At 54.8% G+C, this 26,591-nt stretch carries 31 protein-coding genes and 2 tRNA genes; 28 read left to right on the forward strand and 5 right to left on the reverse strand.

The window, feature by feature from the left end:
* Positions 1-9: 9 nt before the first annotated feature.
* Both GQS_RS05590 and GQS_RS05595 read right to left on the reverse strand, forming a co-directional pair.
* Positions 10-723, reverse strand: coding sequence for an ATPase domain-containing protein (locus GQS_RS05590; RefSeq protein WP_014012696.1), 714 nt, complete (start codon positions 721-723; stop codon positions 10-12).
* A 157-nt stretch (positions 724-880) separates the two neighbouring features.
* Positions 881-1,939 (reverse strand): glycosyltransferase family 2 protein, encoded by a 1,059-nt coding sequence (locus tag GQS_RS05595; protein WP_014012697.1) that lies wholly within the window; start codon positions 1,937-1,939, stop codon positions 881-883.
* A 75-nt stretch (positions 1,940-2,014) separates the two neighbouring features.
* Here GQS_RS05595 and GQS_RS05600 point away from each other — a divergent pair.
* A tRNA-Pro gene (locus GQS_RS05600) sits at positions 2,015-2,092 on the forward strand.
* 324 nt (positions 2,093-2,416) lie between these two features.
* On the opposite strand, the gene GQS_RS05605 is transcribed toward GQS_RS05600, so the two are convergent.
* Positions 2,417-2,674: a hypothetical protein gene (locus GQS_RS05605; protein ID WP_014012698.1), complete on the reverse strand. Its 258-nt coding sequence runs from the start codon at positions 2,672-2,674 to the stop codon at positions 2,417-2,419.
* A 107-nt stretch (positions 2,675-2,781) separates the two neighbouring features.
* On the opposite strand from GQS_RS05605, the gene GQS_RS05610 reads away from it, so the two are divergent.
* The 16 genes from GQS_RS05610 to GQS_RS05685 all read left to right on the forward strand — a co-directional run bounded on the left by GQS_RS05610 (position 2,782) and on the right by GQS_RS05685 (position 12,409).
* Positions 2,782-2,857, forward strand: a tRNA-Gln gene (locus GQS_RS05610).
* A 405-nt stretch (positions 2,858-3,262) separates the two neighbouring features.
* Positions 3,263-3,478 carry a hypothetical protein gene (locus GQS_RS05615; protein ID WP_014012699.1) on the forward strand — a complete coding sequence of 72 codons (216 nt, stop codon included), beginning with the start codon at positions 3,263-3,265 and terminating at the stop codon, positions 3,476-3,478.
* 4 nt (positions 3,479-3,482) lie between these two features.
* Positions 3,483-3,917: a hypothetical protein gene (locus GQS_RS05620; RefSeq protein WP_014012700.1), complete on the forward strand. Its 435-nt coding sequence runs from the start codon at positions 3,483-3,485 to the stop codon at positions 3,915-3,917.
* 192 nt (positions 3,918-4,109) lie between these two features.
* Positions 4,110-4,742 (forward strand): DUF1102 domain-containing protein, encoded by a 633-nt coding sequence (locus GQS_RS05625; protein WP_014012701.1) that lies wholly within the window; start codon positions 4,110-4,112, stop codon positions 4,740-4,742.
* Between the two features lie 5 nt (positions 4,743-4,747).
* A complete protein-coding gene (locus tag GQS_RS05630) occupies positions 4,748-5,284 on the forward strand; it encodes a DUF1102 domain-containing protein (RefSeq protein ID WP_014012702.1) in 537 nt (178 codons plus the stop codon).
* Positions 5,285-5,352: 68 nt separating this feature from the next.
* Positions 5,353-5,862 (forward strand): DUF1102 domain-containing protein, encoded by a 510-nt coding sequence (locus GQS_RS05635; protein WP_014012703.1) that lies wholly within the window; start codon positions 5,353-5,355, stop codon positions 5,860-5,862.
* The gene (locus GQS_RS05640) at positions 5,859-6,923 is read left to right on the forward strand and encodes a signal peptidase I (RefSeq protein ID WP_014012704.1); all 1,065 of its coding nucleotides are present in this window, start codon (positions 5,859-5,861) and stop codon (positions 6,921-6,923) included. Before GQS_RS05635 ends, GQS_RS05640 begins: the two co-directional genes overlap by 4 nt.
* Positions 6,920-8,296, forward strand: coding sequence for a DUF11 domain-containing protein (locus GQS_RS05645; RefSeq protein ID WP_014012705.1), 1,377 nt, complete (start codon positions 6,920-6,922; stop codon positions 8,294-8,296). The genes GQS_RS05640 and GQS_RS05645 overlap by 4 nt, the downstream gene beginning before the upstream one ends.
* A gap of 95 nt (positions 8,297-8,391) precedes the next feature.
* Complete coding sequence (locus tag GQS_RS05650; RefSeq protein WP_238515853.1) at positions 8,392-9,315, forward strand: DUF5305 family protein; 924 nt, start codon at positions 8,392-8,394, stop codon at positions 9,313-9,315.
* A gap of 109 nt (positions 9,316-9,424) precedes the next feature.
* Positions 9,425-9,961: an inorganic diphosphatase gene (locus tag GQS_RS05655; protein WP_014012707.1), complete on the forward strand. Its 537-nt coding sequence runs from the start codon at positions 9,425-9,427 to the stop codon at positions 9,959-9,961.
* A gap of 37 nt (positions 9,962-9,998) precedes the next feature.
* Positions 9,999-10,559, forward strand: a complete 561-nt coding sequence (locus tag GQS_RS05660; protein WP_014012708.1) for a DNA-directed RNA polymerase — start codon at positions 9,999-10,001, stop codon at positions 10,557-10,559.
* Positions 10,559-10,747: a transcription elongation factor subunit Spt4 gene (gene spt4, locus GQS_RS05665; RefSeq protein WP_014012709.1), complete on the forward strand. Its 189-nt coding sequence runs from the start codon at positions 10,559-10,561 to the stop codon at positions 10,745-10,747. Before GQS_RS05660 ends, spt4 begins: the two co-directional genes overlap by 1 nt.
* Positions 10,747-11,277, forward strand: a complete 531-nt coding sequence (locus GQS_RS05670) for a GTP-dependent dephospho-CoA kinase (protein ID WP_014012710.1) — start codon at positions 10,747-10,749, stop codon at positions 11,275-11,277. The genes spt4 and GQS_RS05670 overlap by 1 nt, the downstream gene beginning before the upstream one ends.
* Entirely contained in the window at positions 11,267-11,563 is a 297-nt protein-coding gene (locus GQS_RS05675) for a 30S ribosomal protein S24e (RefSeq protein WP_014012711.1), read from the forward strand. Before GQS_RS05670 ends, GQS_RS05675 begins: the two co-directional genes overlap by 11 nt.
* Before the next feature lie 10 nt (positions 11,564-11,573).
* Positions 11,574-11,747, forward strand: coding sequence for a 30S ribosomal protein S27ae (locus GQS_RS05680; RefSeq protein ID WP_014012712.1), 174 nt, complete (start codon positions 11,574-11,576; stop codon positions 11,745-11,747).
* A 71-nt stretch (positions 11,748-11,818) separates the two neighbouring features.
* Positions 11,819-12,409 carry a HemK2/MTQ2 family protein methyltransferase gene (locus GQS_RS05685; RefSeq protein WP_014012713.1) on the forward strand — a complete coding sequence of 197 codons (591 nt, stop codon included), beginning with the start codon at positions 11,819-11,821 and terminating at the stop codon, positions 12,407-12,409.
* Here the strand turns inward: GQS_RS05685 and GQS_RS11005 are convergent.
* Complete coding sequence (locus GQS_RS11005) at positions 12,387-12,524, reverse strand: hypothetical protein (RefSeq protein ID WP_014012714.1); 138 nt, start codon at positions 12,522-12,524, stop codon at positions 12,387-12,389. The two genes, GQS_RS05685 and GQS_RS11005, sit on opposite strands and share 23 nt — an antisense overlap.
* 143 nt (positions 12,525-12,667) lie before the next feature.
* Between GQS_RS11005 and twy1 the strand changes: the two genes are divergently transcribed.
* The 11 genes from twy1 to GQS_RS05740 all read left to right on the forward strand — a co-directional run bounded on the left by twy1 (position 12,668) and on the right by GQS_RS05740 (position 26,228).
* Positions 12,668-13,669: a 4-demethylwyosine synthase TYW1 gene (gene twy1, locus GQS_RS05690; protein WP_014012715.1), complete on the forward strand. Its 1,002-nt coding sequence runs from the start codon at positions 12,668-12,670 to the stop codon at positions 13,667-13,669.
* A gap of 84 nt (positions 13,670-13,753) precedes the next feature.
* The gene (locus GQS_RS05695; protein ID WP_014012716.1) at positions 13,754-15,979 is read left to right on the forward strand and encodes a prenyltransferase/squalene oxidase repeat-containing protein; all 2,226 of its coding nucleotides are present in this window, start codon (positions 13,754-13,756) and stop codon (positions 15,977-15,979) included.
* 7 nt (positions 15,980-15,986) lie between these two features.
* Positions 15,987-17,141 carry a cell division protein FtsZ gene (locus tag GQS_RS05700; protein WP_014012717.1) on the forward strand — a complete coding sequence of 385 codons (1,155 nt, stop codon included), beginning with the start codon at positions 15,987-15,989 and terminating at the stop codon, positions 17,139-17,141.
* Positions 17,134-17,763: a hypothetical protein gene (locus GQS_RS05705; RefSeq protein ID WP_014012718.1), complete on the forward strand. Its 630-nt coding sequence runs from the start codon at positions 17,134-17,136 to the stop codon at positions 17,761-17,763. The genes GQS_RS05700 and GQS_RS05705 overlap by 8 nt, the downstream gene beginning before the upstream one ends.
* Before the next feature lie 40 nt (positions 17,764-17,803).
* A complete protein-coding gene (locus tag GQS_RS05710) occupies positions 17,804-18,355 on the forward strand; it encodes a class III signal peptide-containing protein (RefSeq protein ID WP_014012719.1) in 552 nt (183 codons plus the stop codon).
* A gap of 2 nt (positions 18,356-18,357) precedes the next feature.
* Positions 18,358-18,801, forward strand: a complete 444-nt coding sequence (locus tag GQS_RS05715) for a hypothetical protein (RefSeq protein WP_014012720.1) — start codon at positions 18,358-18,360, stop codon at positions 18,799-18,801.
* Positions 18,776-19,258 carry a hypothetical protein gene (locus GQS_RS05720; RefSeq protein ID WP_014012721.1) on the forward strand — a complete coding sequence of 161 codons (483 nt, stop codon included), beginning with the start codon at positions 18,776-18,778 and terminating at the stop codon, positions 19,256-19,258. The genes GQS_RS05715 and GQS_RS05720 overlap by 26 nt, the downstream gene beginning before the upstream one ends.
* Complete coding sequence (locus GQS_RS05725) at positions 19,255-20,742, forward strand: hypothetical protein (RefSeq protein ID WP_238515709.1); 1,488 nt, start codon at positions 19,255-19,257, stop codon at positions 20,740-20,742. Before GQS_RS05720 ends, GQS_RS05725 begins: the two co-directional genes overlap by 4 nt.
* A complete protein-coding gene (locus tag GQS_RS05730) occupies positions 20,739-22,883 on the forward strand; it encodes a hypothetical protein (RefSeq protein ID WP_014012723.1) in 2,145 nt (714 codons plus the stop codon). Before GQS_RS05725 ends, GQS_RS05730 begins: the two co-directional genes overlap by 4 nt.
* Positions 22,880-25,468: a DUF2341 domain-containing protein gene (locus tag GQS_RS05735; RefSeq protein WP_014012724.1), complete on the forward strand. Its 2,589-nt coding sequence runs from the start codon at positions 22,880-22,882 to the stop codon at positions 25,466-25,468. The genes GQS_RS05730 and GQS_RS05735 overlap by 4 nt, the downstream gene beginning before the upstream one ends.
* A gap of 4 nt (positions 25,469-25,472) precedes the next feature.
* Complete coding sequence (locus tag GQS_RS05740; RefSeq protein ID WP_048056533.1) at positions 25,473-26,228, forward strand: DUF2101 family protein; 756 nt, start codon at positions 25,473-25,475, stop codon at positions 26,226-26,228.
* Here GQS_RS05740 and GQS_RS05745 read toward each other — a convergent pair.
* Positions 26,183-26,458, reverse strand: coding sequence for a hypothetical protein (locus GQS_RS05745; RefSeq protein WP_048056534.1), 276 nt, complete (start codon positions 26,456-26,458; stop codon positions 26,183-26,185). The two genes, GQS_RS05740 and GQS_RS05745, sit on opposite strands and share 46 nt — an antisense overlap.
* Positions 26,459-26,591: the final 133 nt, after the last annotated feature.

Below are 26,591 nucleotides of genomic sequence, written 5' to 3' on the forward strand. Positions count from 1 at the left end.
GCAGACACCTCAGAACGGGGCCTCCGGGTAAACCACAAGCCCCTCCTCCGTGAACCGTATCTTCTTGAGGTTGCTGTCGTGGGGAACGCCGTGCATCTTGAGAACCTGGATCGCGCGAACCATCTGATAGTTCCTCATGAAGTGGTGCATTACAATGACGCCATCGGCCAGGTAGTACTCGTCAGTGTAAGCCTCCGAACTGAGCATCTCGGAGATTATCACACAGGTGACCCCCATGTCGTGGAGCTTTCTGATGAACCTTCCAACGGCCATCCTTTTATTCTCCGGATCGACCACTGCGTACTCCAGGGAGGTAAATGAATCGATAACAACGCGGCTGGCGTTCTCCGCTTTGATTATGTGGAGGAGCATCTCAAGGATCTCGTTCCAGGAAAATCTCCTGCCCGCCCCGAATATCGCCTCGCCCATGTCGTGGAGCACTATCCTCTTTGCCTGCACGTGGGCCAGAAGACCGAAGTTGTAGCGGAGCATGTCCTGCGTGACTATTCTGGGGTGCTGGACTATTGAGATGTACACCCCCTTCTCATCGTTTCTTGCACCCTCGACCAGAAACTGAACCCCAAGGGTCGTCTTACCGCTTCCAGGGGGGCCAACGACGAGATAAACCCTGCCCGGAACAAAGCCTCCACCGATAAGATTGTCAAGCCCCGCGACACCGGTGGATGTCCTGTCGAGGCTCTTGAGGAACTCCCCAACGTACATAGCTTTCCCTCCCGTATTCCACCACCATTGTATTTAAAGTTAAGCGGACTGATGGGGCAGATGTGCCCCGGATACATATAACAGCATGTCAATAAATTACTTTCGCATCATCCAGAAATTCAAATAAACAGAAGGGGATGCTCCAAATCCCACCGGCTCATCCCCACGTGACGTGCCTGTTAACGAGGAAGCGGACGATGAAGGAAACCATTATACCGATGAGGTTCGCGACGAGGTAGTTCATGCCCAGATAGACAAGACCCGCGTAGATGACCCACTGGACGAGCGCGCCCGTGATGGCGGCGACGTGGAAGGTGGCGAGCCTCCTCCAGAGGGGCTTTCTCTTGAGGTCCCTGAAAGTCCAGAGGTCGTTCCAGGTGAAGTTGTTGAGTATCGCCAGCTCGGTCGCCGGGATGTTGGCGAGTATCTTGTCCCAGCCGAGGAAGTTCACAAAGGCCCACAGAAAGCCCTCGTTCACCACGACACCCGAGAGGCCGACGAGGGTGAACTTGATGAGCCTGTCAAGCTCGCCCTCCCAGCGCATGAGCCTGTAAACGTGCTTCAGGTAGTTCACCATTGTTTTAGTTCCCAGTTTGCTCTCGCCGGCGTGCCTCAGGCCGAAGGTGAAGGGAACTTCCCGGACTTCCCCGTATCTGCCCTTTATGAGAATCTCCATGAGTATTTTGAAACCTATCGGGTTGAGCTCGACTCCCTCAAGAACCTCCTTCCGGAGGGCAAAAAAGCCGCTCACCGGGTCCTTGACGTTCCTTATCTTTGGAAGCGCCAGGCGGCCTATCATTATCGCGCCCTTTGATATGAGCTTCCTGTACCAGTACCAGTTCTTAACGCCGCCGCCGGGAACGTACCTGCTCGCTATGGCAACGTCGGCACCCTGCTCAATGGCGTTCAAGAGTTCCGGAATAACCTCCGGTGGATGCTGCAGGTCCGCATCCATAACGACGAAGACGTCGCCGGCGGCTTCTTTGAAACCCCTAATGACCGCAGAGGAGAGTCCCTTTTCCTCCGTCCTGCGGATAACTTTCACAGGGTACTTTGCCGCCAGGCTCCTGGCGAACTCCCAGGTCCCATCGGGGGAATCGTCGTCAACGACGATGATCTCGTAGTCATAACCCTCTAGAGCCCCGTCTATCCGCTCAAAGAGCTCCTCCAGGTTGTCCCTCTCATTGTACGTCGGGATGATTACAGAGACCTTCACTGTCCTTCCCTCCAGTGCACCTGAATAAATCCGTAAACTTTATAAGTCTTTCAAAGTCCCTTAACAGCGGGCAGTGGGGCCGTGGGGTAGCTTGGCCTATCCTTCCGGCTTCGGGAGCCGGGGACCCGAGTTCGAATCTCGGCGGCCCCACCAGAAAACAAACTTTTGCCAAGCAAAAGTTTATCAAAGCTCGTAGCTCCTTCTTGAAATGCGAGTTTTGGTGGGTTTTCTGCTTGAAATCAATTATTTTAAGTGAGAACCCTTTAGGAACTCATTGTAAAGGGATTAACTCTAAAAAGACGCCCTTCGGGCGTCGGAGGAAAGTAAACCCCCTAATAATCTCGGATTTTGTTCATTGTTCTCATTAAAAACAGGGTTCCCAAGAAGAAAACCAAGACTTTTCCAAACGCGACAATGCAGAGAGCTACAAACTTTTGGTCAAGCTTTTCCCAAAAGCTTGCTTCGCGAAGTTTGGCGCTACTTTTCATCGTTCCAGTCCTCAATGACATGGGTCCCTCTTGTCTTATCGGCGAAATTCCAGAACTTCGGAACGACCATCAACGCAACGCCCACAGCCAGCACCAGCACCGCTACAACCGCCGCCGCGACGCCGTCACTGCTGAAGGCCCAGAAGGTCATCACGAAGGGGGCGAGCATTATTCCAAGTATTGCGGCGCCAAAAACCAGCCCCAGAATCCTGTAGCCGTATATCTCCATGAAGAGGGTGAAGTCCATCGGTTTCACCCGTTACCATCTAGGCGGATGAAAATTATAAGCCCTGCGAACGGGACCGGTGGAAGGATAAAATTTATAAATCCATCCCGGAACCTATCAACGGGTACAGCCCCGTGGTGTAGCGGCCAAGCATAGGGGACTCTGGATCCCTTGACCGGGGTTCGAATCCCCGCGGGGCTACCATTCAACTGGGCTCCAGACATTCGAACCCCACCTTCCTTCCACTTCTGAGTTCTATTCTCGAACTTCAAATTACACCACAGATCGTACCATGTGCCGTTGCCGAGCACCATGTTCCATCTTGTGACCGGTGCGGTTCTGTGGAAATACGATTGAAAGCACCTATGCATCATTGGAAATATCCCTGAACATTGGATAATATCCAAGATGTTTTGAAGAAACGACAGCTAAAAACAAAAGGAAAGAATACCTGCGGGGGTTTCAACAAATTATATAGCTCATTTCAGCTGAATACGGCACCAAACTGCCGAAAATTCAAAAATCGGACTTTTTAGGAACCCTTAAATAGTATGCCGCGGACTTTTAAAGTGATGTTACACACGGATTGCCTAACATGGAGGTGAGGGCATGAGCAGCACCATCAGCTTGGAAAGTGAAATCACGAACCTTCTCAGGGTACACGGCTCGTTGAGCGTGGCATTTCTGACGAGGTTCCTCAACGAGAAGGGGCTCGACTGCACGAGACAGAAGGTGGAGAGAACCCTGAGGAAGATGATCCAGCAGAAGAAGGTTGAGGCGTTCTACACCAACGGGAATAAGCGCAAACATTATCGCTTGCGGTGATAGTATGGGTGCAACGACTGCAATACTTGGCAACGATAGAAGGATGCTCATGATAGAGTTCCTCCAGAAGAGCGATGGAAGAGCGGAGCTCAGGGACCTCGTCGAGTACATCGCGGAGAAGGAGGGTGACACCGACCGGAAACACAGGAAAAGCGTGTACGTCAGCCTGATGCAGACGCACATTCCCAAGCTTGAGAGGGAGGGCGTCGTAACCTTCAATCACGGCGTCGTCACGCTCCTGAAAATTCCGGAAGATGTTACCGTGTACATGGAAGTAGTGAAGAAACACGACATCAGCTGGAGCGCCTTCTACATGGGCACCTCGCTGATATTCATAGCGGCCGGTTGGTATCTAGGGAACCTGCCCCTGTTTCTCGCGGCCATCGTGTATCTGGCCATCAGCATAGTGCATCACAGAAAGATAAGCAGGTTGATCTAGCCCACTGAGGCCCTAATTGGGCTTTTCTAATCAGATTAGGTGGTTCTGCTTCGGGTAATGGGGCATTACCATGCAGTAACCCGGAATTTACTATATAGCAGAAGCGTCCTAATAAGGTACAAGTGTCTCGGTGACGTGCCGCCAAGTGACGGTGCCGAGGGATGCCAATTTGATATTTGGGAGGAAAACACCATGAAGAAAATTTTGGCCCTCGGTATGCTGGGGCTGATGATCGCGGCGGCCTTTGCTTTGGGCACGAGCGCGACCTTCAGGGACTACCGCGTCACGAGGAGCTCGCACATTGCCGTCGTTCCCGACGACGATGAGCTCATCGATCTGACGCCGGTCCAGCCCTACGCGTACATAAACGATGGGGGACAACTTGTTATTGACTTCTCAGCGAACAACCCGAACTGGCCCGGACACGACAACCCGGACTGGGGGGAGTACCAGGGTGAGCTCGAGGGTTACACAGGCAAGGGAATTGGCCTGAGCCCGCAGAGCAGGTACAACTTCGACCACGTTTTCAACGTGAGCAACCACCTCTGGGAGAACAAGGTTATAGTAGTCGAGGTCATATCCTCGGATCCCGGCAAGGTATCATTCTACGACCCTACTGAGAACATGTACGTAACCAACGGCAACGCTATTCCGTACAACTCGGACACAGCAGCTGGAGACGTCTGCTTCTACCTTGAGCCCGGAGAGGCCCTTGGTGTGGGTATGGAACTGGCGGCTGACAACAGCCTGGGCGGCTACGACGTGACCATAACAGTGAAGGCCTGGCCCGCTGACAACGCACCCATTAACTGCGGAGGGAGCTGATCAAAATGAAAAAGATAATCGGACTATTCGTCCTTATAGCAGGACTACTGATAGCGGTCACCGCCAGCAGCGCAAACTTCGCTTACTTTGAGGCCGACAGGAACATTCACATTCAGGTCGTCCCCGACGACAATGAGCTCATTGACCTCAGGCCAATCCAGCCCTACGCGTACATCAACGACAACGGAATGCTCGTCATAGACCTCAGCCACAACAACGGAAACTGGGAAGAGGGATTCGGCGAGGGCGTCAGCCCGAACAGCACCTACGTGTTCGAGGAAGTCTTCGGCGTGAGCAACGACCTCTGGGAGCAGACCCCGATATGTATGGAGATCACCTACACCGGTGGCGACGAGGTCACTTTCTTTGAGGGCGACTACGTGCCCGGCCAGACCGTTGGCAGCAACCACCTGTTTGTTACCATAATGCCCGGCGACGTTGTTAAGATCGGTATGATCATCAACACCACCGGAATCAGCGCACCCAACTCACTGGACGGCCAGATCCACTTCGATGCCACAGCCGGTGAGTGCCAGAGCTGATTAGGCTGGTAGAACTTTCATTGTGGAGCGTTTGCTCCTCTTTTTAGATTCTTCGAGGGGGAAGAGAGATGGGGACAAAGACAGAAGTCATTGCAGGCATTGGAATCATGATAATTCTGCTCATAGGAGTTGGAGGACTCCATTCCTCCGGCCCGATCACGGTAGTTTATGCGACCCCCGATGGGGAAGAGTTCTCTTTGGATTCCCCCTCCCCCCCGTATTCATACCTGGATAACGGTGTTCTTGTAATCGATATATCACCGGACAGCCCGTTCTATCCTGGAGAAGGGGACGGACTGAGCGTTAACAGTACTTACGTTTTTGATGGGGTTTTCATGATAGAGAACAACCAGAGCGAGACAGGTTACGATACAATATGCGTGAGGATAAGCTCGGACTCCCCGAACCTGGGGTTCTTTGAGGGAGCCTTTGGCGGAAGCTGGGCGGACGTCATCGAGGTCACCCTCGGGGCGGACGAGAGTGCGGAGATAGGTATGAGGGTGAACACCACCGGGCTTGGGCTCGGGGATTACATGAGTGAAATAACCATAGAGGCCTGGGGAGGAAGCTGCGGATGAATACCCTCGTGGAGTACGCGGTCCTCGCGGTTCTCGGAGTGCTGGTCATAGGTTCTCTCGCAGGAGCCCTTCTTGACAGGCCAGTTTTCATGTCCTACGCTTACTCGGGGAGCATGACGCCCACCATAGACAAGGGCGACCTGTTCTTCATCAACCCCCTGGCGAGAAACCCCGACGTCGGTGACGTCATAGTGTTCAAGGTGGGAAGCACGTGGACCGTCCACAGGGTGGTCGCGATAACCGAAGAAGGGTATATAACGAGGGGCGATAACAACGTGGCCAGCGACCAGCAGAGCCACAACATACCCCCGATAAAGAAAGATCAGATCGGGGGGACTGTAATAGCTCCAGGCGGTCACGTGATAACCGTGCCGAAGGTCGGCAACTACCTCGAGAGCGGCCTCTCGGACAGGGGCAAGATACTCGTGGGAGCCCTTCTGATAGTCGTCGGGATACTTGCCTTCGGGGGCGGTGAGGCGGCAAGAACGGGAAGGAGAAAGAGGTTCTTTACCGTGAAGTTCAGGACGCTCTTCATGCTCGCCTCAGTGTTCCTGCTGCTGATGGTTGCCATATCCATCTTCGTCTCATGGGAGGTCATACCGATAGAGTACTCGGTAACGTCCGCAGGAGGGGCAAGGGAGGGCTGGTATCAGCCAGGGGAAGAGTTCCAGACCGAGGTTACGGTGAAGAACAACAACCTGTACCCGATGAGGTACTACGTCTCCGCCCCGGAGCCCGTCACCAAAATCTCGAGTGAGGAGTTCGGCCTGCCGCGGGGAGGCGAGGAGGACTTCACGGTCACCATAGTGGCACCAAAGAAAACGACCGTGTACTCCACCAAGGTCAGGGTGAACGCGTATCCACCCCTGCTCCCGGGCTCCGTGATGGACGCCCTCTACGAGGTGCACCCGATGGTACCCCTGCTGGCGATCCTTGCAGTCATTTCGGCTTTCCTCGGAGCGATGTACGTACTCTCGGGGATAGGGAACGAAGACATTGTTAGAATCAGAAAAAGGAGGCATTCCAAACACAGGGGAATACCGGAGGTGTTTAAGGTATGAGAGGGATCATTGCAGTACTAATAACAATCGCACTAGCGTCACTGGTTATCGTCAGCTCAAGCGGGACTTTCGTAAGCTTCGGCGCCACCAGGGAGGTAAAAGTCCAGGTGGTACCGCACGAACAGGAGTACCTCGGCTTCGACTGCGAAGACGGGTACGCTGCGGTCATTGAGGTCAATACCAATTCAGAGCTTGACTTCGACGCACTGACCGTTAGAAACTACCTCAACGACATGAAGGACGTCACTATCACGCTCCATCCCGACTACTCGGGACTTCCAGCGGAGGTCACGATGTTCATAGAGACGGAGGACGGTGCGGCGAGAACCCTTGCGTCCGAGGAGGAATACACTTTCTTCGGAAACGTAACCGTGGGGAACGCGGAACCGGGGGAGTATATAATCCCGGTCGATATGTACGCAACATGGAACGGCGGGGACGCATCGATATCCACCTGCCCCATAAAGCTGATCATCAAGGGCGGACCCACCATAGAGAAGGAGCTCCTGAGCGGACCGCTTGAGCTTCCAACGCACACGTACGCGGAGTGGACGTTCAGAATCACCGTGACGAACCCCGGAGAGGAGCAGACGCTTACGATAAAGGACGTGATCCCGGGAGAGTTCGAGATAGAGTCCATAGACCCGAGCGCCGGAACCTACACTGTAACACAGACCGGGGCGGCGCACCACATCACCTGGGAGGTTCACCTCGGGGCCGGTGAGAGCGCCCACATGAACGTGACGGTATACACCAAACTCAACCCTGCCGGCAAGCAGGAGTTCACTTCCTGCGGGGACTACATCCTGAACGAGGGAGCCGAGCTGGTGGAATACGGCATCACCAGCGAGAGCATAACCGTCCACGCGACCTGCGAAGGGGGCGGAGACTGCGACCTGTGCATAATGAACCGCTGGATCAGCGGGGTTAGACACCTCCCCAGAAACACCCCGGCCGACTACCACACCAGGATCATAGTAAAGAACCGGGGAGACGAGAGAGACCTGGTCGTGACCCAGTATGTCGGCTCCCAATTCACCTTGGTAAACAACATCCCGACGAAGGGTACAGTTTCGACGGAGGTTCTGCCTAACGGGAAAACGCGCGTTACCTGGACACTCCACCTGGCCCACAACGAGGTCGCCAGACTCAACCTCTATGAACACACGGACGGAATCTACACCCACTCACACAGGTACGTTATGCTGGTCAGCACCCCATGCGTTGCAGGATGTGAATGTCATGGCTGCGCCAAGTACGTTTACGTCTACGCGTGCGGCTGCCACGCCGGCAGAGACGCTCCGGAGGCACCGGACGTCTACGAAGACACTGAAATCGAATCTGACTGTTGCACGGAGGCATGTGAAGGATGAATAAAGAAGGCATTACAAAATTTATCAGAAGGAAGGAAGTGCTGGGGATATTCCTGGTGCTCTTCATAGTTTTCGGGTTTTATTCCGTGAAGCTCATGAGCGCAAGCCCGTACATGGTCACCACGCATAAGATAGGAACGTATCGGGAAGAGGGAACGCTGAAACACGAGGCATACCTCGAACCCAATGATCTCTACGGGTACAGATTGACAATGGACAACTACCCGATACCGCTGGTCGATCGGTTCCTGCTGACGTACAACTACAGGTCACAGCCGCCCCTGAGCGAGGGGTCGTACCACATCGTCGTGAAGGCCGAGTACTACGTGAACAAAGGCAACGAGGAGATAATCCTCTGGGAGGAACCGCTCTTTGACGAGAGGGGAAACCTGACGGACGGCGGATTCAGCGCGGAGTACGTTCTGGACATGAAGGGCTTCGAGAACACGAGCAAAAGGATCTCCAACGAACTGGGTGTGAAGAGGCTGAAGAACAGGATAACCATTGAGACCACAGTGACGGGCACCGGAAGCGTCGGCGGCAGGGAGATAAGGGAGAACTTCGACCACACCGTCGAACTCGTTAGGGACTCAACGGCAGAGCTTTACTACTTCACGGACACCAGCAAGGCGGAGAAGAGAGCGCTCACCGAGACGGTAAGGACGGAGAAGGATGCAAGCGTTCTTGGCATAACAAGCGACCTTGGAACGGCCCAAACCGTCACCACGGTGCTGGCACTGCTGATGCTGATACCCCTGCTCGGCTACGTTTACACATCAAGGGCCCCCAAGGACGAGCTGTCGAAGATAAGGCCCTACGTGGTCAAAGGAGCTCCGGGCCCAGTTGAGAAGGTCGTTGAGCTCAAGACCCCCAAAGACCTGGAGACGACCTTTGAGCTCATAGACAAGCCAATCCTGCACTACATAGAGGGAGACGAGGAAGTCTACGCAATAATCGACGATGGGGTATCATACGAGTACAGGAAGCCCCTGCCAGGGGAAGGGAAGGAGGCCAACTGAGGCCTTTCCCTTTCTCCCGCTTTTTTCCGATTTCCTTTAACCAAAACTTTAAAAGCCCTATTCGAAAGCCTAAGCTAGAGGTTCTTAAAGAGGTAAGAGGTGGTTAGAGATGAACCCGTTCCACGAGCTTGAGCCCGGACCGGAGGTTCCAGAGGTCGTTTACGCTCTCATAGAGATTCCGAAGGGAAGCAGGAACAAGTACGAGCTCGACAAGAAGACCGGCCTTATAAAGCTCGACAGAGTGCTCTACAGCCCGTTCTTCTACCCGGTGGACTACGGAATAATCCCGCAGACCTGGTACGACGACGGCGACCCCTTCGACATCATGGTCATCATGCGCGAGCCGGTTTACCCGCTCACCCTCATAGAGGCGAGACCGATAGGCATCATGAAGATGGAGGACAGCGGCGACAAGGACTGGAAGGTCCTCGCCGTCCCCGTTGAGGACCCGTACTTCGACGACTGGAAGGACATAGACGACGTCCCTAAGGCCTTCCTCGACGAGGTTGCCCACTTCTTCCAGCGCTACAAGGAGCTCCAGGGCAAGGTCACCCAGATAGAGGGCTGGGGCAACGCCGAGGAGGCCAAGAAAGAAATCCTCCGCGCCATCGAGCTCTACAAGGAGAAGTTCGGCAAGAAGGAGTGATTTCTTTTCCCTCTTATTCCCGCAAGGAGGTTAAGGCATGTACAAGCTCCTCAAGATTAAGGACGTCGTTAGGATTCCGCCCAGGATGTTCACGATGGAGCCCAAGGAGGCCGCAAAGCTCGTCCTCCGCGAGACCTACGAGGGCATCTACGACCGCGACGAGGGAGTCGTCCTCGCGATCCTCGACGTCGATGAGATAGGACAGGGCGTCATCGTTCCGGGAGACGGGGCCACTTACCACGAGGTCGTCTTCAACGTCCTCGTCTGGAAGCCGGAGATGCACGAGGTCGTTGAGGGCGAGGTCATAGACGTCGCCCCGTACGGTGCCTTCATCAGGATAGGCCCGATGGACGGTCTCGTTCACATCAGTCAGCTCATGGACGACTACGTCGTCTTCGACGAGAAGAACAAGCAGTTCATCGGCAAGGAGACCAACAGGATCCTCAAGCTCGGCGACGAGGCGAGGGCGAGGATAATAGCGGTAAGCGTCAAGAGCCGCGTCATCAGGGAGAACAAGATAGGCCTCACCATGCGCCAGCCGGGCCTCGGAAAGAGGGACTGGGTTGAGAAGGAAAAGCGCAGGGAGGCTGAGGAGTAATGGCGAAGGAGCGCGCCTGCAGGCACTGCCACTACATAACGACCGAGGACCGCTGCCCGGTCTGCGGCAGCAGGGACCTCAGCGATGAGTGGTTCGACCTCGTCATAATCACCGAGCCCGAGAAGTCGAGGATAGCGCAGAAGCTGGGAGTCGAGGTCCCAGGAAAGTACGCCATAAGGGTTAGATGATGAGGTTCGTACTCACCCCAGAGCTCAGAAGGGAACTCAAAGACCCCCTCGGGGAGCTCATCCGGGGGGAGCTTCCCGAGCCGTACATCAGGCTCAAGGGTGAGCTTGAGCGGGCCGGGCACGTCGTCACTGTAGGCGACGTCGTCACGGAGAACGTCCTCAAGCTCGGGATAAGGCCGAGCATAGCCATATACGACCACAGAACCAAAAGACACGAGTACAATCCGGATATCGAGACGGGTTCGGTCGTGATGACCGTCCAGAACCCCCCCGGAACCATAACGAAAGCTTTATTAAACGCAATCAGAAAGGGCTTTGGACTGGCCGCGAGGGGCAGGCGTGTTTACATAAAGGTGTACGGAGAGGAGGACCTGGCGGCGATTCCCGCCGTGCTCTACGCCCCCGAGGGCACTCTCGTGCTCTACGGCCAGCCGGACGAGGGAGTAGTGCTTATAAAGGTAACACCCGAATGCAAGCTCAAGTGTGGAAAGCTCATGTCGAAGATGGAGGTGATTCACGATGGAGATTAAGGTTACCGAGATAAGGGAGAACAAGCTCCTCGGAAGGAAGGAGATATACTTCGATGTCATCCACGAGGGAGAGGCCACCCCGAGCAGGGCCGACGTCAAGGGCAAGCTCGTTGCCATGCTCGACCTCAACCCGGAGACCGTGGTTCTCCAGTACATAAGGAGCTACTTCGGTAGCCGCGTCAGCAGGGGCTACGCCAAGGCCTACGAGAGCAGGGAGAGGATGCTCTACATCGAGCCGGAATACATCCTCGTTAGGGACGGCCTGATTCAGAAGGAGGAGGAGTGAGGTGGTTTAGATGGCTAAGGGCAAGAAGACCAGCCAGAAGTGGAAGCTCTACGAGGTTCAGGGCGGAAAGGTCAAGAGGAAGGGCAAGTTCTGCCCGCGCTGCGGTCCGGGCGTCTTCATGGCCGAGCACAAGGACCGCTGGAGCTGCGGCCGCTGCGGCTACACCGAGTGGAAGAGGAAGTGATTCCTCTCCTTTCTCAGGCTTTTCTACATCCCTTAAGGTTAACCTCAAAAGGACGTTGCGGTAGATGTACCATGCCAACATACTACGGCATCGAGCTCAAGCTCCACCCCCAGGTCTACGAGCCGGCCGAGGACACGTTCCTTCTGGCGGAGAACCTCGCGGTTAGGAAAGGAGATACCGCCCTCGACGTTGGAACGGGCACGGGACTTATAGCCCTCCTGATGGCAAGAAAAGCCCGCTCCGTCCTGGGAGTTGACATCAATCCGCTGGCCGTTGAGCTGGCGGGGGAGAACGCCCTTTTGAACGGCATCAAAAACGTCGAGTTTCGCGTGAGCGACCTGTTTGAGAGAGTCGAGGGGAAGTTCGACGTGATAACCTTCAACGCCCCCTACCTGCCCGGCGAGCCGGAGGAGCCGATAGACCTGGCGCTGGTTGGCGGCGAGAGGGGGAGGGAGGTTCTCGACAGGTTCATCCAGGAAGTTCCGAGATACCTCAAACCCGGCGGAACCGTCCAGATAGTCCAGAGCTCGATAACAGGGGTGGAAGAAACGCTGAGAAGGCTGGAAAAAGCCGGACTGAGGGGAAAAATAGCCGCTAGGGTGCACGTCTTTTTTGAGGACATAGTGCTGATAAACGCCACTACGCAAGGCGGTGACGTTTGATCTCAAAGAGGAGCTTCACCTTTGGCCTCTCAGGGAAGCCCACGTCCTCCTCGAAGAAGTCTATTTCAATCTCCCTTGCCTTAATCTCCTGGCGCGGTTTTATGTTTCCGAACATGGAGGTAGAATCAACGGGCAGCTTTTAAAGTTTTCGCACATTGCCGAAGTATTTTTCGACAATAAAATATCCCGCACCCGACCCATCACCTTTTTAAAAGGCTCGTTCAAAGCCAACCCAGAGAGAGGAATTAGGTGAGGCTAATGGCATTAACGTTCAAGTCCAACCCGAACATGCCGGAGGAGATTGCGAGTCTCTTCAGGAAGCAGCACTACGCGCTCGTGGGCAGGCACAGCTCGGTCAAGCTCTGCCACTGGCTCAAGGAGAGCATAAAGCACGACCGCTTCTGCTACAAGCAGAAGTTCTACAACATACACTCCCACCGCTGCCTGCAGATGACGCCTGTTACGGCGTGGTGCACCCACAACTGCATATTCTGCTGGCGCCCGATGGAGGGCTTCCTCGGCACGGAGCTCCCGGAGCCGTGGGACGACCCGGCCTTCATCGTCGAGGAGAGCATAAAGGCCCAGCGCAAGCTCCTCGTCGGCTACAAGGGCATGCCCGGCATAAACATGAAGAAGTTCGAGGAGGCGTGGAACCCGAAGCACGCGGCGATAAGCCTCTCCGGCGAGCCGATGCTGTACCCCTACATGGGCGACCTCGTCGAGGAGTTCCACAAGCGCGGTTTCACGACCTTCATCGTCACCAACGGAACCGTTCCGGAGAGGCTCGAGGAGATGATAAAGGAGGACAAGCTGCCGAGCCAGCTCTACGTCTCGCTGACGGCTCCCGACGTCGAGACCTACAACAGGGTTAACGTCCCCATGATCCCCGACGGCTGGGACAGGATAAAGCAGACGCTCGAGCTTATGAAGGACGCCGAGACGAGGACGGTGATAAGGCTGACCCTCGTCAAGGGCGAGAACATGCACAACCCAGAGGGCTACGCGAAGCTGATAAAGCTCGCCAACCCGATGTTCGTCGAGGCGAAAGCGTACATGTTCGTCGGCTATTCGCGCAACAGGCTCACCATCAACAACATGCCGCGGCACGAGGAGATAAGGGCCTTCGCCGAGGAGCTGGTGAAGCACCTGCCCGGCTATCACATCGAGGACGAGTACGAGCCGAGCAGGGTCGTGCTAATAATGCGCGACGACGTCGATTCCCACGGAACCGGAATCGGCGGCAGATTCATAAAGCACTGACCGTCCTTTCCTTTTTATTCCGCCAGGATATGGAAAAAGTTTATTTATTCTCGGCGCTTAGAATCTGCTTAGGGGTGTAAGGTGATGAAGAAAGTTCTGGCCGCGATAATGATTGTTCTCATGCTGATTCCAGCCGTTGGCGCCGGAAAGATAGACGGCTCCGTGACGTTTCTCAGCGGGGCTTCCCAGAGCACGAAAGAAACGAGGGAAGTGAGCCTGGCACTGATGGCCCTCGTAAGCGCCCGTGACGACGTCAACTGGGACATAACCCCGGACATCGACGCACTCGTCGACGAGCTTCTCGACAACCAGAACCAGGACGGTGGCTGGGGCCACTACTTCAACGAACCCAGCAACGTTCTCGACACCGCCTATGCCGTGATAGCACTCACCAGGGCATACCCCCTGATGGACGTCTGGAAGGCACGGGACGTCGAGAGGGCAATTGATTCCGGAATCGACTACCTCCTCTCCGCCAAAGAAGAGAACGGCTGGGGATACATACCCGGAACCCCGGTCTCGTGCTATCCAACTGTCGTGGCCCTCTGGGCCCTCGGCGAAAACGGCTACACCTACAACAGCAGAACCGTCAGGGACGCCGTGAGGTACCTTGAGAGCATCAACGCCTCCTCCTGCGAGATTTCAAATTACGAATTCCTGGCCCTCAGGGTCGTGGCCTACCACAGCACCGGCTACCCCCTCGGAAGCGATGTGGCGGACCAACTCAAGGACATCCTCCTCAAGGAGAGAATGGAAGTCAAGGAGCGCGCCATGCTCACCTACGCCCTCGTTCTGGTCTCGCCCCTTGACCTCGATGTCGCAAGGGCGCTCAAAATGCTCGAAAAAGAGGGCAGGTCCTCGGACGATATATTCTACTGGATGAACACCCCGAGCCTCATGTCCCAGACGGAGATCATAGCCTCAACCGCTTTCGCCCTGATGGCGCTGTCTCACCCCCTGAAGGTCACAATCCCCGGCGAGGTCACCAACCCGTACACCATGCCCTGCAGGGAGCTCAAGTACATGCAGAACCTCGACGGGGGCTGGGGGCTCGTTCTCAATGAACCGAGCAACGAGAAGGCCACCTACTACGCCCTCCTCGGACTGGAGAAGTGCTATCCCACCAACGAGAGCATCAGTAAAGCCCTCGAGTGGGCCAGAAACGCCTTCGAGAGGGACGCCCTCTGGGTTCAGAAGAACGGGAGAATGTCTGTCGGCTATTACTACGCACTCGAGACCCTGCTCCGCTACAACCTGCTGAGCGAGGAGGAAAAGGCCAGTGCCGTTGAACTGATAAGAAACGCCCAGCTTGACTACGGCCTCTGGGGCAACACCGTCCTCGGTCCGCAGCCCTACGAAACGGCCCTCGCGGTCAAGGCCCTCCTCGACCTCGGCGTCCCCGCGAACGACCCCCTCATCCAGGCCGCCAAGGAGTGGCTTCTCAGCATAAGCAACGGCGGCTGGGGAACCCACGTCACGACCCCGCACTTCTCGTACATGCTCAAACCGGACGTGCTGACCACCATAACGGTCCTCGAAGCCCTAGAGAACGTGGCCACCCCCGAAGAGCTTGAACCCCACCTCCAGTGGCTCATGGACCAGAGAATAAACGGCGGCTGGGCCTATTGGAAGGCCTACTACGTCTGGCAGGAGAACAGGGAGTACCCAGGAACCCCGAGCGTTGAGCTTACCGTGCGCGCCACCGACATGCTCCTCAGATACGGCCACAACTACACCTCCAAGACCCTTGACTTCGTTATGAACGCCAGGGACAGCGGGCTGATAAGGAACAAGCCCATCGAGACCGCGAACGCTGTGCTCTATCTCTGCCGCTTCCAGTACATACCCCCAGTCAGCCTCAACGATGTGAGGGCAGAGCTCGACAGTGACATCTTTGAGGTCATCGCGCCCGGCATGGACAACGAGAGCGTGGCGGAGATAGTGAACCGCCTGAGCGACACGTTCAGCGGCGGCTTCATCGCGGCTAACGGCACCGGAATCGGCGAGGGAAGCTACATCGTTCTCTCGAACTTCAGTGGCTACAGTATAAGGGTCTACAACCCCTACCTGCCCTTCCACATAGACGGCGATAACGTTACCGTCGGCAACGTCACCGTTCCGCTGAACAAGTCAGTTGTCCTCATACCCGGCAAGACACCGGAAGGGGTGGTGCTCTTCGTATTCTACGAGCCGGAGAACGAGGGGATAGCGAAGGACGTCTTCACCACGGGCTTCATCAAGTACATCGGCGGAAGCGCAATGGTGCTCGTCGTCGAGAACGGAAGGATAAAAGTAATAGCGGTGGGGTGATAGAGAAGTGAGGGCTCTAATCATCGGGGTCGGTCAGTGCGGAACTAAAATCGCCGACCTCTTTTCTCTTGTTGATTTTGAAACCCTTGCGATAAACACTTCCCGTGGGGACCTTGAATACCTCAAGCACGTTCCCCACGAGCGCAGGATACTCATCGGTGAGGGCATAACCGGGGGAAAGGGCGTCAACGCCAACCCCATACTCGGCAGAGAAGCCATGAAGCGCGACCTGCCCGTTGTGATGCGCAAGATAGGGTCAATAATAGGCTACGAGGACGTGGACATATTCTTCCTCACCTTCGGATTCGGCGGCGGAACCGGGGCCGGGGGGACGCCCATCCTCGCGGAGGCCCTGAAGGAGGAGTATCCCGACTCCCTCGTCGTCGCAATAGGGGCCCTTCCCCTCAGGGAGGAGGGCATCAGGCCAACAATCAACGCCGCCATAACCATAGACAAGCTCTCGAAGATAGCCGACTCCATAATCGCCATAGACAACAACAAGCTCCGCGGGAGCGGCGACGACATAACCCACGCCTACGAGCGGATAAACTATACAATAGTCGAGCGCATAGCTTCCCTCCTGGCGCTCGTCGATGTTCCCGGCGAGCAGACCCTCGACGCGAGCGACCTGAAGTTCGTCCTCAAGGCGTTCGGCAGCTTCGCCACAGTGGGGTACGCAAAGGCCGAAGCGGGCAGGGTCAAGAGCCTCTCGCGCCTCATTATAAAATCGTTCGAAAACGAGGGACTGTACCTCGACGCCAACATAGAGTCCGCGCTCTACGGCCTCGTGGCGGTCCACGGGCCCCCGGAGGTCCTGAAGGCAGGGGATATCTTTGAAGCGCTCGACTATCTCACCAACAAAATAAAGGGAAAGCAGATATTCCGCGGCTTCTACCCCGACCCGCGCGAGAGGGAGGTCGAGGTTGTAACCCTCCTCAGCGGCATCTACGACAGCAAGAGCATAGAGGACATCATAATCACCGCCAGAAACTACGCCCAGTCGTTTATGAAGGCAAAAGAGGAAGCAGAAAGCCGGAAAAAAGAGCTTCTGAGCGGTCTGCCGGATTTCGACGACGTCTATCCCTCAGGTGACGTATACGAGGGGACGTTCCCCGACGTGAACGAGGTGGCAAAGAGGCTGAGGAGGGGAAAGGATGACTGACCCTGTGAAAGACTCCGTCGAAGTGGCCCTCGACCTTGACGAGAAGGAGGTCTACTCCCACATAGCCCACGAGAGCGCCGAGGACATCATCAGGATTATCTCCTCCCTCGATGCCGAGAGGGCGAAGCTCCACGGGGAGGTCATCTACTACAAGGACGACTGGGACGACCTCATCAGGGAGAGGATGGCAAAGGGAAAGCGCCACACCGCCTTTGACTTCTACAACCCTGCACTCCTCGACATCTGGGAGGCAAAGGTCAGGGAGCTGAAGGAGCTCAAAAAGAAGGAGAAACTCGGCTACGCCCTGCTCGCGGCGGTACTCGCCCTGACCGGGGCTGCATCGGTTATGACCGGCCAGGCCTACGTCCTCCTCGGCATGGCACTGCTGCCGCTGGCGGTTCTCATACGCGACCGCGGCAGGGACAGATCCGACCTGATATACTACGAACTCACGCAGTTTTTCATCGACGAGCTGGGCGAACTCGTCAGAAAGCACAACCTCCAGCCCGAGCGCTACAAGTTCAAAATATTCAGCGGTGATTACTTCGGTATCGAGGCCAGAAAACTCGGAACGGGCCTTTTCGCGGTAGTAACGGCCGAAAAATCCAAGGGCAACCATTAAATAGATGTTCAAAGATATACCAGTAGTGAGGGGAGAAAACATGAAGATTGCGAGACGCGGCCAGGTGTCACTTGAATTTATGCTCGTGTTCGGGATAATGCTCATACTTCTGATTTACTCAGTCAACAGCATCACATTCCAGCAGGGTTCGACTTCAACGGAGACCCTTAAAATGCAGGTGCTCCTCGAGGAGAAGAGCCTCGCCAACGCGATAGCCGGCACCGTGGCGCAGGTGTACTCTCAAGGGCCGGGTGCGAAGTCCACCACCTATGTAAAGGTCACCTACCTCGCCGAGCCAGACTACCTGCAGAAAGCCTTTGGCTCCGCGAAGGTGACGATAGGGGGAAACGAAGACTCCATGCTCGTATGGGTGGGGGACAGCTCTGTTACAAGCGGGGCAAATAAGAACACCGTATCCACCGAGGTTCCCTACAGCCTGGAAGACTTCGATGACCTCTCGTTTTCGGACGGCCTCCCTTCGAAGTCCATAAGGATAGTAGTTACGTGGGATCCAAGCGAGGATGAAGGATGGAGCAAAAATGTCGCCGGCGACTATCTCGAAATCACGATAAACATCAATCCCGGTGGGTGACGATGAGGCGGGGCCAGATAAGTCTTGACTTCCTGTTTGCGGTCACTTTGGTAATGATCACGATGCTCAATGTGGTTTACATAGCCAACAGCGAAAGGGGCAACGCGGAGACCTTCGATACCGTGTCAAGGCTCAAGGTGTTCTCAGTGGACGTGAGGGACACCGTGGCCAAGGTGTACGCCTCAGGGGATGGATTCAGCGTTAGAAAAACCGCCCCGTTTACCCTCAAAAGCGGAGAGAAGATAGTGGTGAGACTAAAAGCTGACGACAACACGATAACAGTGATCGGAATAATCGGGGGAAAACGGTACACGATAGTCCAGAAGAGCCCGGTCCCGATATACCAGGATGATTCAATACAGCTCAGCTCGAACAGGGCCGAGATATGGATAGTGGCCAGAGAGGAGGAGGGGAAGACGTATGTCGAGCTCCAGGCCTCGCCGTAGGGGTCAGACCGCGCTGGAGGTTCTCTTCATAATGGGGATAATCCTAACGGGGATAGTCATCATAACCCCCTCCTATCTTAACGAAAACAGAAGTGCATCCCTGGTAACGTACGTCAGAAACTCCGCCACGAGTGCATGCGCATACCTCAACTCGGGGGTCGCAACAAACGACAACCAGTACCGCGTTCTCAACAGGATCATCACGGCCTCAAACTACACCTCCAAATCGTTCCGCGTTGTTTCCATCACCTCAAGCGAAAGCGGGGACACCATAACGATAAACATACGGATAGAGTATTCTGGAAACATCGACCTGAAGAACGGCGGCATCGCGGGAAGGATAAAAACCTTCATAACCCGCGACTTAGTGGCTCACAGCGACGCTAGACTCAGCGGGGGAACCCTCTACTACGGGGACAAGAAGGTCGTCATCAAGGTAAAAGTGGTGAGATCATGAGGCGAAAGGGACAAATATTTTCGCTGGACGCAATGCTGTCCCTTATAATGGTGGTAATGATAATCGGAATGATCAGCACCACTTCAACCGCGTTAAAGAGCGAGATAACCACGATGGTGGGCTGGTACGAGAGGAGCAACGTTGGAGACGACATTCTGGACATCCTGGTAAAGACCCCCGGGGATCCGGAGGATTGGGAAACCGACCCCTCCACGCTCATCCACCTGGGTCTTGAGAACCCATCCTATCCAGATACAATCGATTTCAAGAAGGTGGAGGCGCTCAACAACGCCTACCTAGACAATGACGATGCCATCAGGAGGGCGCTGCTCAACCTCAGCATGGGGAGGGACTTCAGCCTCGGCCTTTTCCTCACGAAGATCGAGATCAGCGGTGACGTAACGGTCATTCCCCCCAATACCGAGGGCTCCGTGGACGTAGAAGAGGAAAGCCAGGTCTCAATATCCCAGACAAACGGCTTCGCCTTTGGTAGGCCTGTGATAGCGGAGTGGATGAACCCGGAGAGGTCAGATGCAGAGGGGACCGGAAATATAGACCACGTGATAAACATAACTGCCGGGGAGAGCTTTGTGTTCAAACTGACCGGCGACAACACCAACGTTAGGATTATTGTACATGAACCCGGATCAGGCCAGCCCAGCAGGTACGATATCCCTTCCGGGGTTGTCGTCCATATCGACGTGGATACTGGGTACCTCCTGATAGGGTGGACGAAGCTGAGCGACGGGACGTACAAGATCTGGATACCATACAAACCCGGAAACCCCGTCTGGACAACGTGGTCCGGCACAATCTGGTGGGGTCAGCAGGGAGGGGTATCATCCTCGGACCTCAACATAAGGTACGTGTACGCAACAGAGGTGACCCACGCCGACTACAACATCACACTGGTAAACGGGAAGTTCATGTACGACCCGACGGAGGTCGGAAAATCCATGGAAAAATCCCCCTGGATCACGTATTCCGAGAGGCGCGTTCCCATGAGCAAGATTGTGTACTCCAGCCAGTACACCGTAGCGCCTTCCGGCCTTCCAAAGGAGCTGTACGTTGGAACCATATACAATCCAATACCAGAATACATGAGCCTCAAGGTCCAGTTCGATGATCCCGGCTACATAGTAATGGTAGCCTGGCTGAGGGGCACAAACGTCTCGGGCTACTCCGTAATGGCGGCGTACCGGGGTGAATCGGACCCCACAATGAGGGCAATCATAAACCAGACCATAAATGGGAACACCATAGTGAAGTACTACTCATCGCAGAGTCCAGACTACATCGTCATACCCTGGAAGGACTTCCTGACCACGATCAAACCAGGTGAGAACCTCGACGTGTATGTGTGGGTGTACAAGATGAGCAACGTTGATTCCCTAACCGTAACCGACCTCAGTGGCATAAGCACCCTTATGAAACCCCAGACGAGTCTGGCGGTGTTAAGACTTCGCGTGTGGGATGAACCATGAGGAGAAGGGGTTTCATGTTCACACTTGACGCGGTTCTCGCCATACTGCTGGTTACCATGTTCGTGGTCAGCATGGTGCAGGTGACCAGCACATCAAGTCAGGTGTACTCGACATATATGCGCTCCCAGGACAAATACCTGGCGGAAGACACGCTGACGATGCTTAGAACCCTCCCGCTGAGGGAGCTCGTCCCACCTGACAAGCTGGAGTCCTGGATGAGCGGTCCTGATCCCATTCTCAACACCACCCTGGTAACGCCGGACATGTCTCCGATAGACATAGTTTCAACGTACTGGGCCACGGATCCCATCTATCCGGGGGTTGACTTCAAACACAAGGCAGAGATGATAATGGGCTACGTCCTCAACAACACCCTGAAGGGCTACAACTACGAGATGATGATAAACAACTACACCAGCCCGTACCTTAAGAAGACCGGTTCCGACTCCTCAGTCGCCCCGGATGTCATTCCCGCAACGCTCCTGATAAGCGGCTACGCCTACAACCAGACCCCCAGGGGCTACATGGCGAGGGCGTTCCTTACGAAAGCTGAGTACACGAGGCAGGACATCTTTGGTATACAGAGGGTTCTGGCGAGGTGCCATTACGCTGATGAATACGGATGGGCTCAGGCTAACACGCTGACGGTCCAGAGCCACTTCAGACTTCCAAACGATGCGGACATAGAAAACGCCGACATTAGGCTTGTGGCAAGAACGGGATACCAGACATCATCCTTTGACCTGAACGGACATTCCCTGGGTACTGGCTACTACAGCAACATCAAAGGATACCTGCAGGGTGGGGATAACGTTCTAACGGCCACATTTTCAACCCAGTACAGTACCAGGTACTGCTACGAGCTAGGATACGGTAGTGGTTCCTTGATGTACGTCAAGTACTCCACCAACACCACAAGTTTTCAGCTCTTTGACCCGGTGAGGCGTTACGGAGAGCTCTACGACGTTACGAGCTACACGGGGATATACTACCTCAATGCCCTCTTCGCACCGGGAAACATCACGGGAATATCACTACACCTCGTCACAGAGGGAGTCCACAATATCAACATCTACTACTCATACTGTTCAAACAACTATTGGATTGCACACAGAGAGGTACCAACTACTGGAGTACAGACAGTCGATATAAGCGCACAGGAAATTGAGCAGAACCTGACCGCGTGGGGGTTCAGCCTCAACGACCTGTCCAAGACGTACTTCAAGATCGTAATCGCCCTTGACGCCGAATGGGATGAGCAGCACAGGTATTTCGTGTATGATACCACAGGCAGGGAAAGGCACCTCTACGGAAACGGGCAGTCGTGGATACGGATAGATTACGTTCCAAGGACTGTAGTCAGCAGGTACGCGATACCCCTTTCTATATTCAAGAACTACAACCAGATAAGCTACGGCGGTACCTGCTACGGGATAAGATGCCAAAGGATGAGCTTCTCCTACACCCTGCCCCCCAAGTCCATCCCCTGGTACGTTGACGTATGGACGGCCATCCAGTTCACAACCTTTACCCCCACCGCAACGACGACGCTGTCCGAAAACGGCCAGGTATTCTACGATGACTATTCCGATATCTACATGATAAGGGTCGGATACTCCCAGCTGAACGATAACATGATGGTACCGGGCCAGTCGAACACCTACGTGGCTGAAAGCTCGGACTCATACCAGTACGGATTCAGAAAAGGTGAGAGCAGGGCAATAATCAACTACTTCATAGAGGGCTACGCGGGTTACGGAGACGTCTTTCCAAAGCCCCTCCAGGGATATCCCGGCTACAATGGGTACCGGCTCACGTACTACTACTCAAAGGGAGGCGGCACGTACGAGCGCACGATACTGATAGGAGACTCCCCATACCTTGACATAACGGTGGATGATCTCGACCCAACCAAATACGCGGTCGATGATGCTATACTCCGGCTGTTCAACAACCTCAACTTCCTGGCAGACACGGATCCCAACGGGTGGAAGAGCCAGCCTTTCGATGGGTCCCAGAATAACCCGATAGACGTTGACCTGCCGGAGAGCGTTAGGATAGACTTCGTCTCCATGGGCAACATTCCAGGACTGTTCGAACCAATATCGATAACCCTTCGCGTCTGGAGGGAAGAGAGATGAGAAAGAGACGGGCGTACATCATAAACTCCACCGTCATACTCCTAATCATACCACTCATACTCCTCCTCGCCACTTACGAGGACGTATCCTCCCAGATAGTCTTCTATCAGAGCGAGAGGATGCAGGTCGAGAGGACGTACAGAGTGGTGTCGTACATAGAGATGGACTTCCAGAGAACCCTGGAGATATCCGGGAAGAGGGCGGTGGTAACCGTAGTCGATTACATAGCAAGCACCGGAAACTTCCTGAGCGCCTCCAGCAGCCCTGCCAACATCACCATAAGGGACCTGATGCTGGTCGAAGAAGCCCAGGGTGTGAGCCAGCAGTACGCGGACAAGCTGATGAAGGATCAGACCGTTTTCAGGTGGCTGCTCAATATCTCCTCCGAGCTTGACAAGCAGGGGTACACACTGGAGGTGGACGACACCGCCATTTCAGACGTGGCAAGCATGAGCCGCGATAAGAGAAAAGAGTTCCTCCGGAAGAACGTTGATATAACCGTCGCCCCCCTCGACTCGTTCAGGATAGTTGTGAGGGCCAGAATAGACAACGTCAAGATATACGATTCGGCGAATAACGTCGTTTACCAGGGCACGATTCCAAGGGACGGCTACGTGTACTCCATCGTGTCGATAGAGGAACTGGAGGACCCGATGTTCTCAGCCCTAACCGGTGGAAGGTACTTCAGATCCATAAGGCCGTGCAACTACACGTACCCCGAGCTAATAGACAGGCCGATAAAGGTTCTCTACGGCGACGGAGCCAGCACCGTGTACCATTACCCTGGTGTCTATTCCAAGACCACAGATATCGGGAACATCTTCTTCGGAAACGCGTACCCCGGCGATGGTGCCTCGGCGTACGTCATAAAGAGCGGAACGCCCACGGACCCATCCATTCCGATGATAGTGAACACAAGCCTGACTGAAGGGGGAGATCTGGCCGATCCTTCTAAAGTTTTCAAAACAGGGGATCTGGGAGTCCTGGCATTCGATGAGACGTCGGGTGGCGGCTCGAACAGCTGGTGCTCGGGCCTGGAGTACCGGCTGAACATAACCGTGACCAACAACGCAGGCGAGGACCTCAACGACTATCAAATACCCATACTGCTGAGCACCGCCAAGGATCTAACGACCCAGGTTCTCGGCTTCCTGTTCTCCCACACGGACTACTCAGAAAACCAAGACCCCTTCAAGAACGGCGCCGCGATCGAGATTTACGACGAAAACTGCCGTCCGGTCCCGTTCTGGATCGAATACTGGTCTCCCAGAAAATCAAAGGCGCTGATATGGATACGCGACAGTCTCGAGGACAGGGAGAGTAAAACCTACAGCATATACTTCGGTGAGGGGACTCCAACAAAGGGATACCACCCTGAACAGGTCTTCCTGTTCTTCGATGATTTCACGGATCCCTGGACCGAAAAATGGCAAGAAGTGGACGACACCCCCACACAGTCCGGGGGCGAACTGACGATCCCCGGCGGTAACTCATACTACGTGGTGCGGACAAAGGAGACCCTGGACTACAGCGACTCGTTCGCCATTAGATTCAGGATGAAGGGAACTGCAAACAGCGACTGGGACAGCGGCGTTGGAATAGACGATGTTCTGCGACACACGGTGCTCTTCACCGATGATTACTCTGGCAGTGGGGACGGAATGGCGATTCATCTTGCCGGCTGGTGGCCAGCAACAGCAGTCGGTGACGGGGGACGTGCTGACATAAGAACGTTTAACACGTACGAGGCACAGGTGGTACCCCTGACCAATATACTACGGATTACGGAGTTCACATTCAGGGACATCCTGGACCAAGACGCCAACGCAATATCAAGGCAGGAGAGGGCAGATACCAGGTCGTTGGGGTGGACGTTTGGTACTCCCCAATATGTATATCTCGTGACAGACACGGACGGAAGTACGATCCCAGATACCATCTTTGACTACGTCTTGGTGAGAAAACATCCCAGCTCAGGAGACCTCCTCGACGACCCCAATTTCAACGGTATAAAGGTATCATCACCCCAGAAACTCCGGAGGGACATAGAAGAAAAACCAGAGGGAAGTAGTTCAATAACAATCACACCGGCAAGGGCCTACGACCTCCAGCCTTTCGTGGAGTGTCTCATGGATCAGAGATACTTTGGAACGTACTCCGGCTGGTCATTCTTTGAGAGGCTGGAGAACAGCAACCGCAACCACGAAGGCTACGTACGGCTCGCGAAGAGGATGCAGGATGAGCTGGGGATAAAGTATGGCAACGAGTACTACCCGATAGGCCTCGTCAGCTTCATGATACCCCACAGGGTCTACGACGAGAAGCTGTTCAATATATTCGTCAGCCTTCAAATCGCCCCGGAGGAAGGGGTGTCCAGTGCGGACTACAATTTCCTGAACCACTACTTCAAGTCGAGGGACGTTATCTCCAGTACCGGCTATCGTGTGTGGGGAATCTCCTACGAAGACCCGAACAATCCGAACCCCAATCTTCACAACCCGAGAGAGGTCCCGTTCTTCATTGACTACGAAACGGCTACCGCGATCTTCGGTACCGAAGGGGCAAACGACCTGCTGAAGAGGTGAAATCATGTCCATGGAGGATCTGCTGTACCGCATAGGCGAATCAGTGTATTCGGTAGGTGGCAAGGTTAGGGGTTTTCTGTTTCCCACCCCTACCGAAAGACCCCCCAAGTTCAGCCTCCTCAAGAGGTTCATCAGGAAGCCCCTAACCGTTCACGAGTTTCTCAGCCTCAGACTCCAGATAGCGTTTCTTATCTACCTCCTGGCCAACCTGGCGATGCTGCTCATTCGGCTGAGCCCAATATGGATAGCGGCCGTTGGAGCGGCCTACCTCATGTACCTCCGGTACACCCTCCTGAAAAACAGGGACTTCTTCATAGCCCCCCAGCCGTACAGAACATTCTACTACGGAATCTCAGGAATAACCCTCGCCGCGTTCCTCGGATACACTGCAGTAAGAAGGATCGCGACCTCCGTGTACTACTACTATGGCTACCTGGTGGTCGTCTTCGCGGCCGTCATGGCATTCAGGTGGTACTTCAAGCAGAAATACGGAAGGGACTACACCTACGGCGTTGTTGAGGAGATTAAAGGCGATGTCGTCAGGGTCTTTGTGCACGACGACATAGCGGCGAACGTCAAGCCCGGCCACTACTGGGTCGATGCCGTGGAAGACCTGGAAGTTGGCAGGGTCGTGAAGCTCATCGTGGAGGACAGAAAGCTCAAGGGGGCAGTTCCGGTAAGGATAATAGAAGTTTACCTCGAGGAACCCCCCGCTCAATCTTCCCAGAGCTCGACGGAGCCAAAGGAAGAAACCGAATGAAGAACGAGCAAATATATCGAGTGACAGGGCTCAATGAGGTTCGTCTTGACGAACCCCTCACCCCTCCTCTTTATCTCCAGGGGTTCGACGCCGGGGCATTCCGGAAAAATTATGACTGCATCTTCGCTCTCAAGGAAACGGAAGCCGAGCCCGTCGCAGACCTTCTCCAAGAACCCCCTGAACTCCTCCCATCTATCGATCCCGGTGCGGTAGTAGACCGTATGGCCCACACTATCACCACAAGAAGTAAGAATTAAAACCTTAAAAAGTTTTCTAATTTGCAATCCCAAATTGTAACCAGCAAGACTTTTCAGAGGTGACCTCAAGGGGATGGAGGAGCGATGATGAGAGAACCCGTTGCCG

This window comes from Thermococcus sp. 4557 (assembly GCF_000221185.1).
GTDB lineage: Archaea > Methanobacteriota_B > Thermococci > Thermococcales > Thermococcaceae > Thermococcus.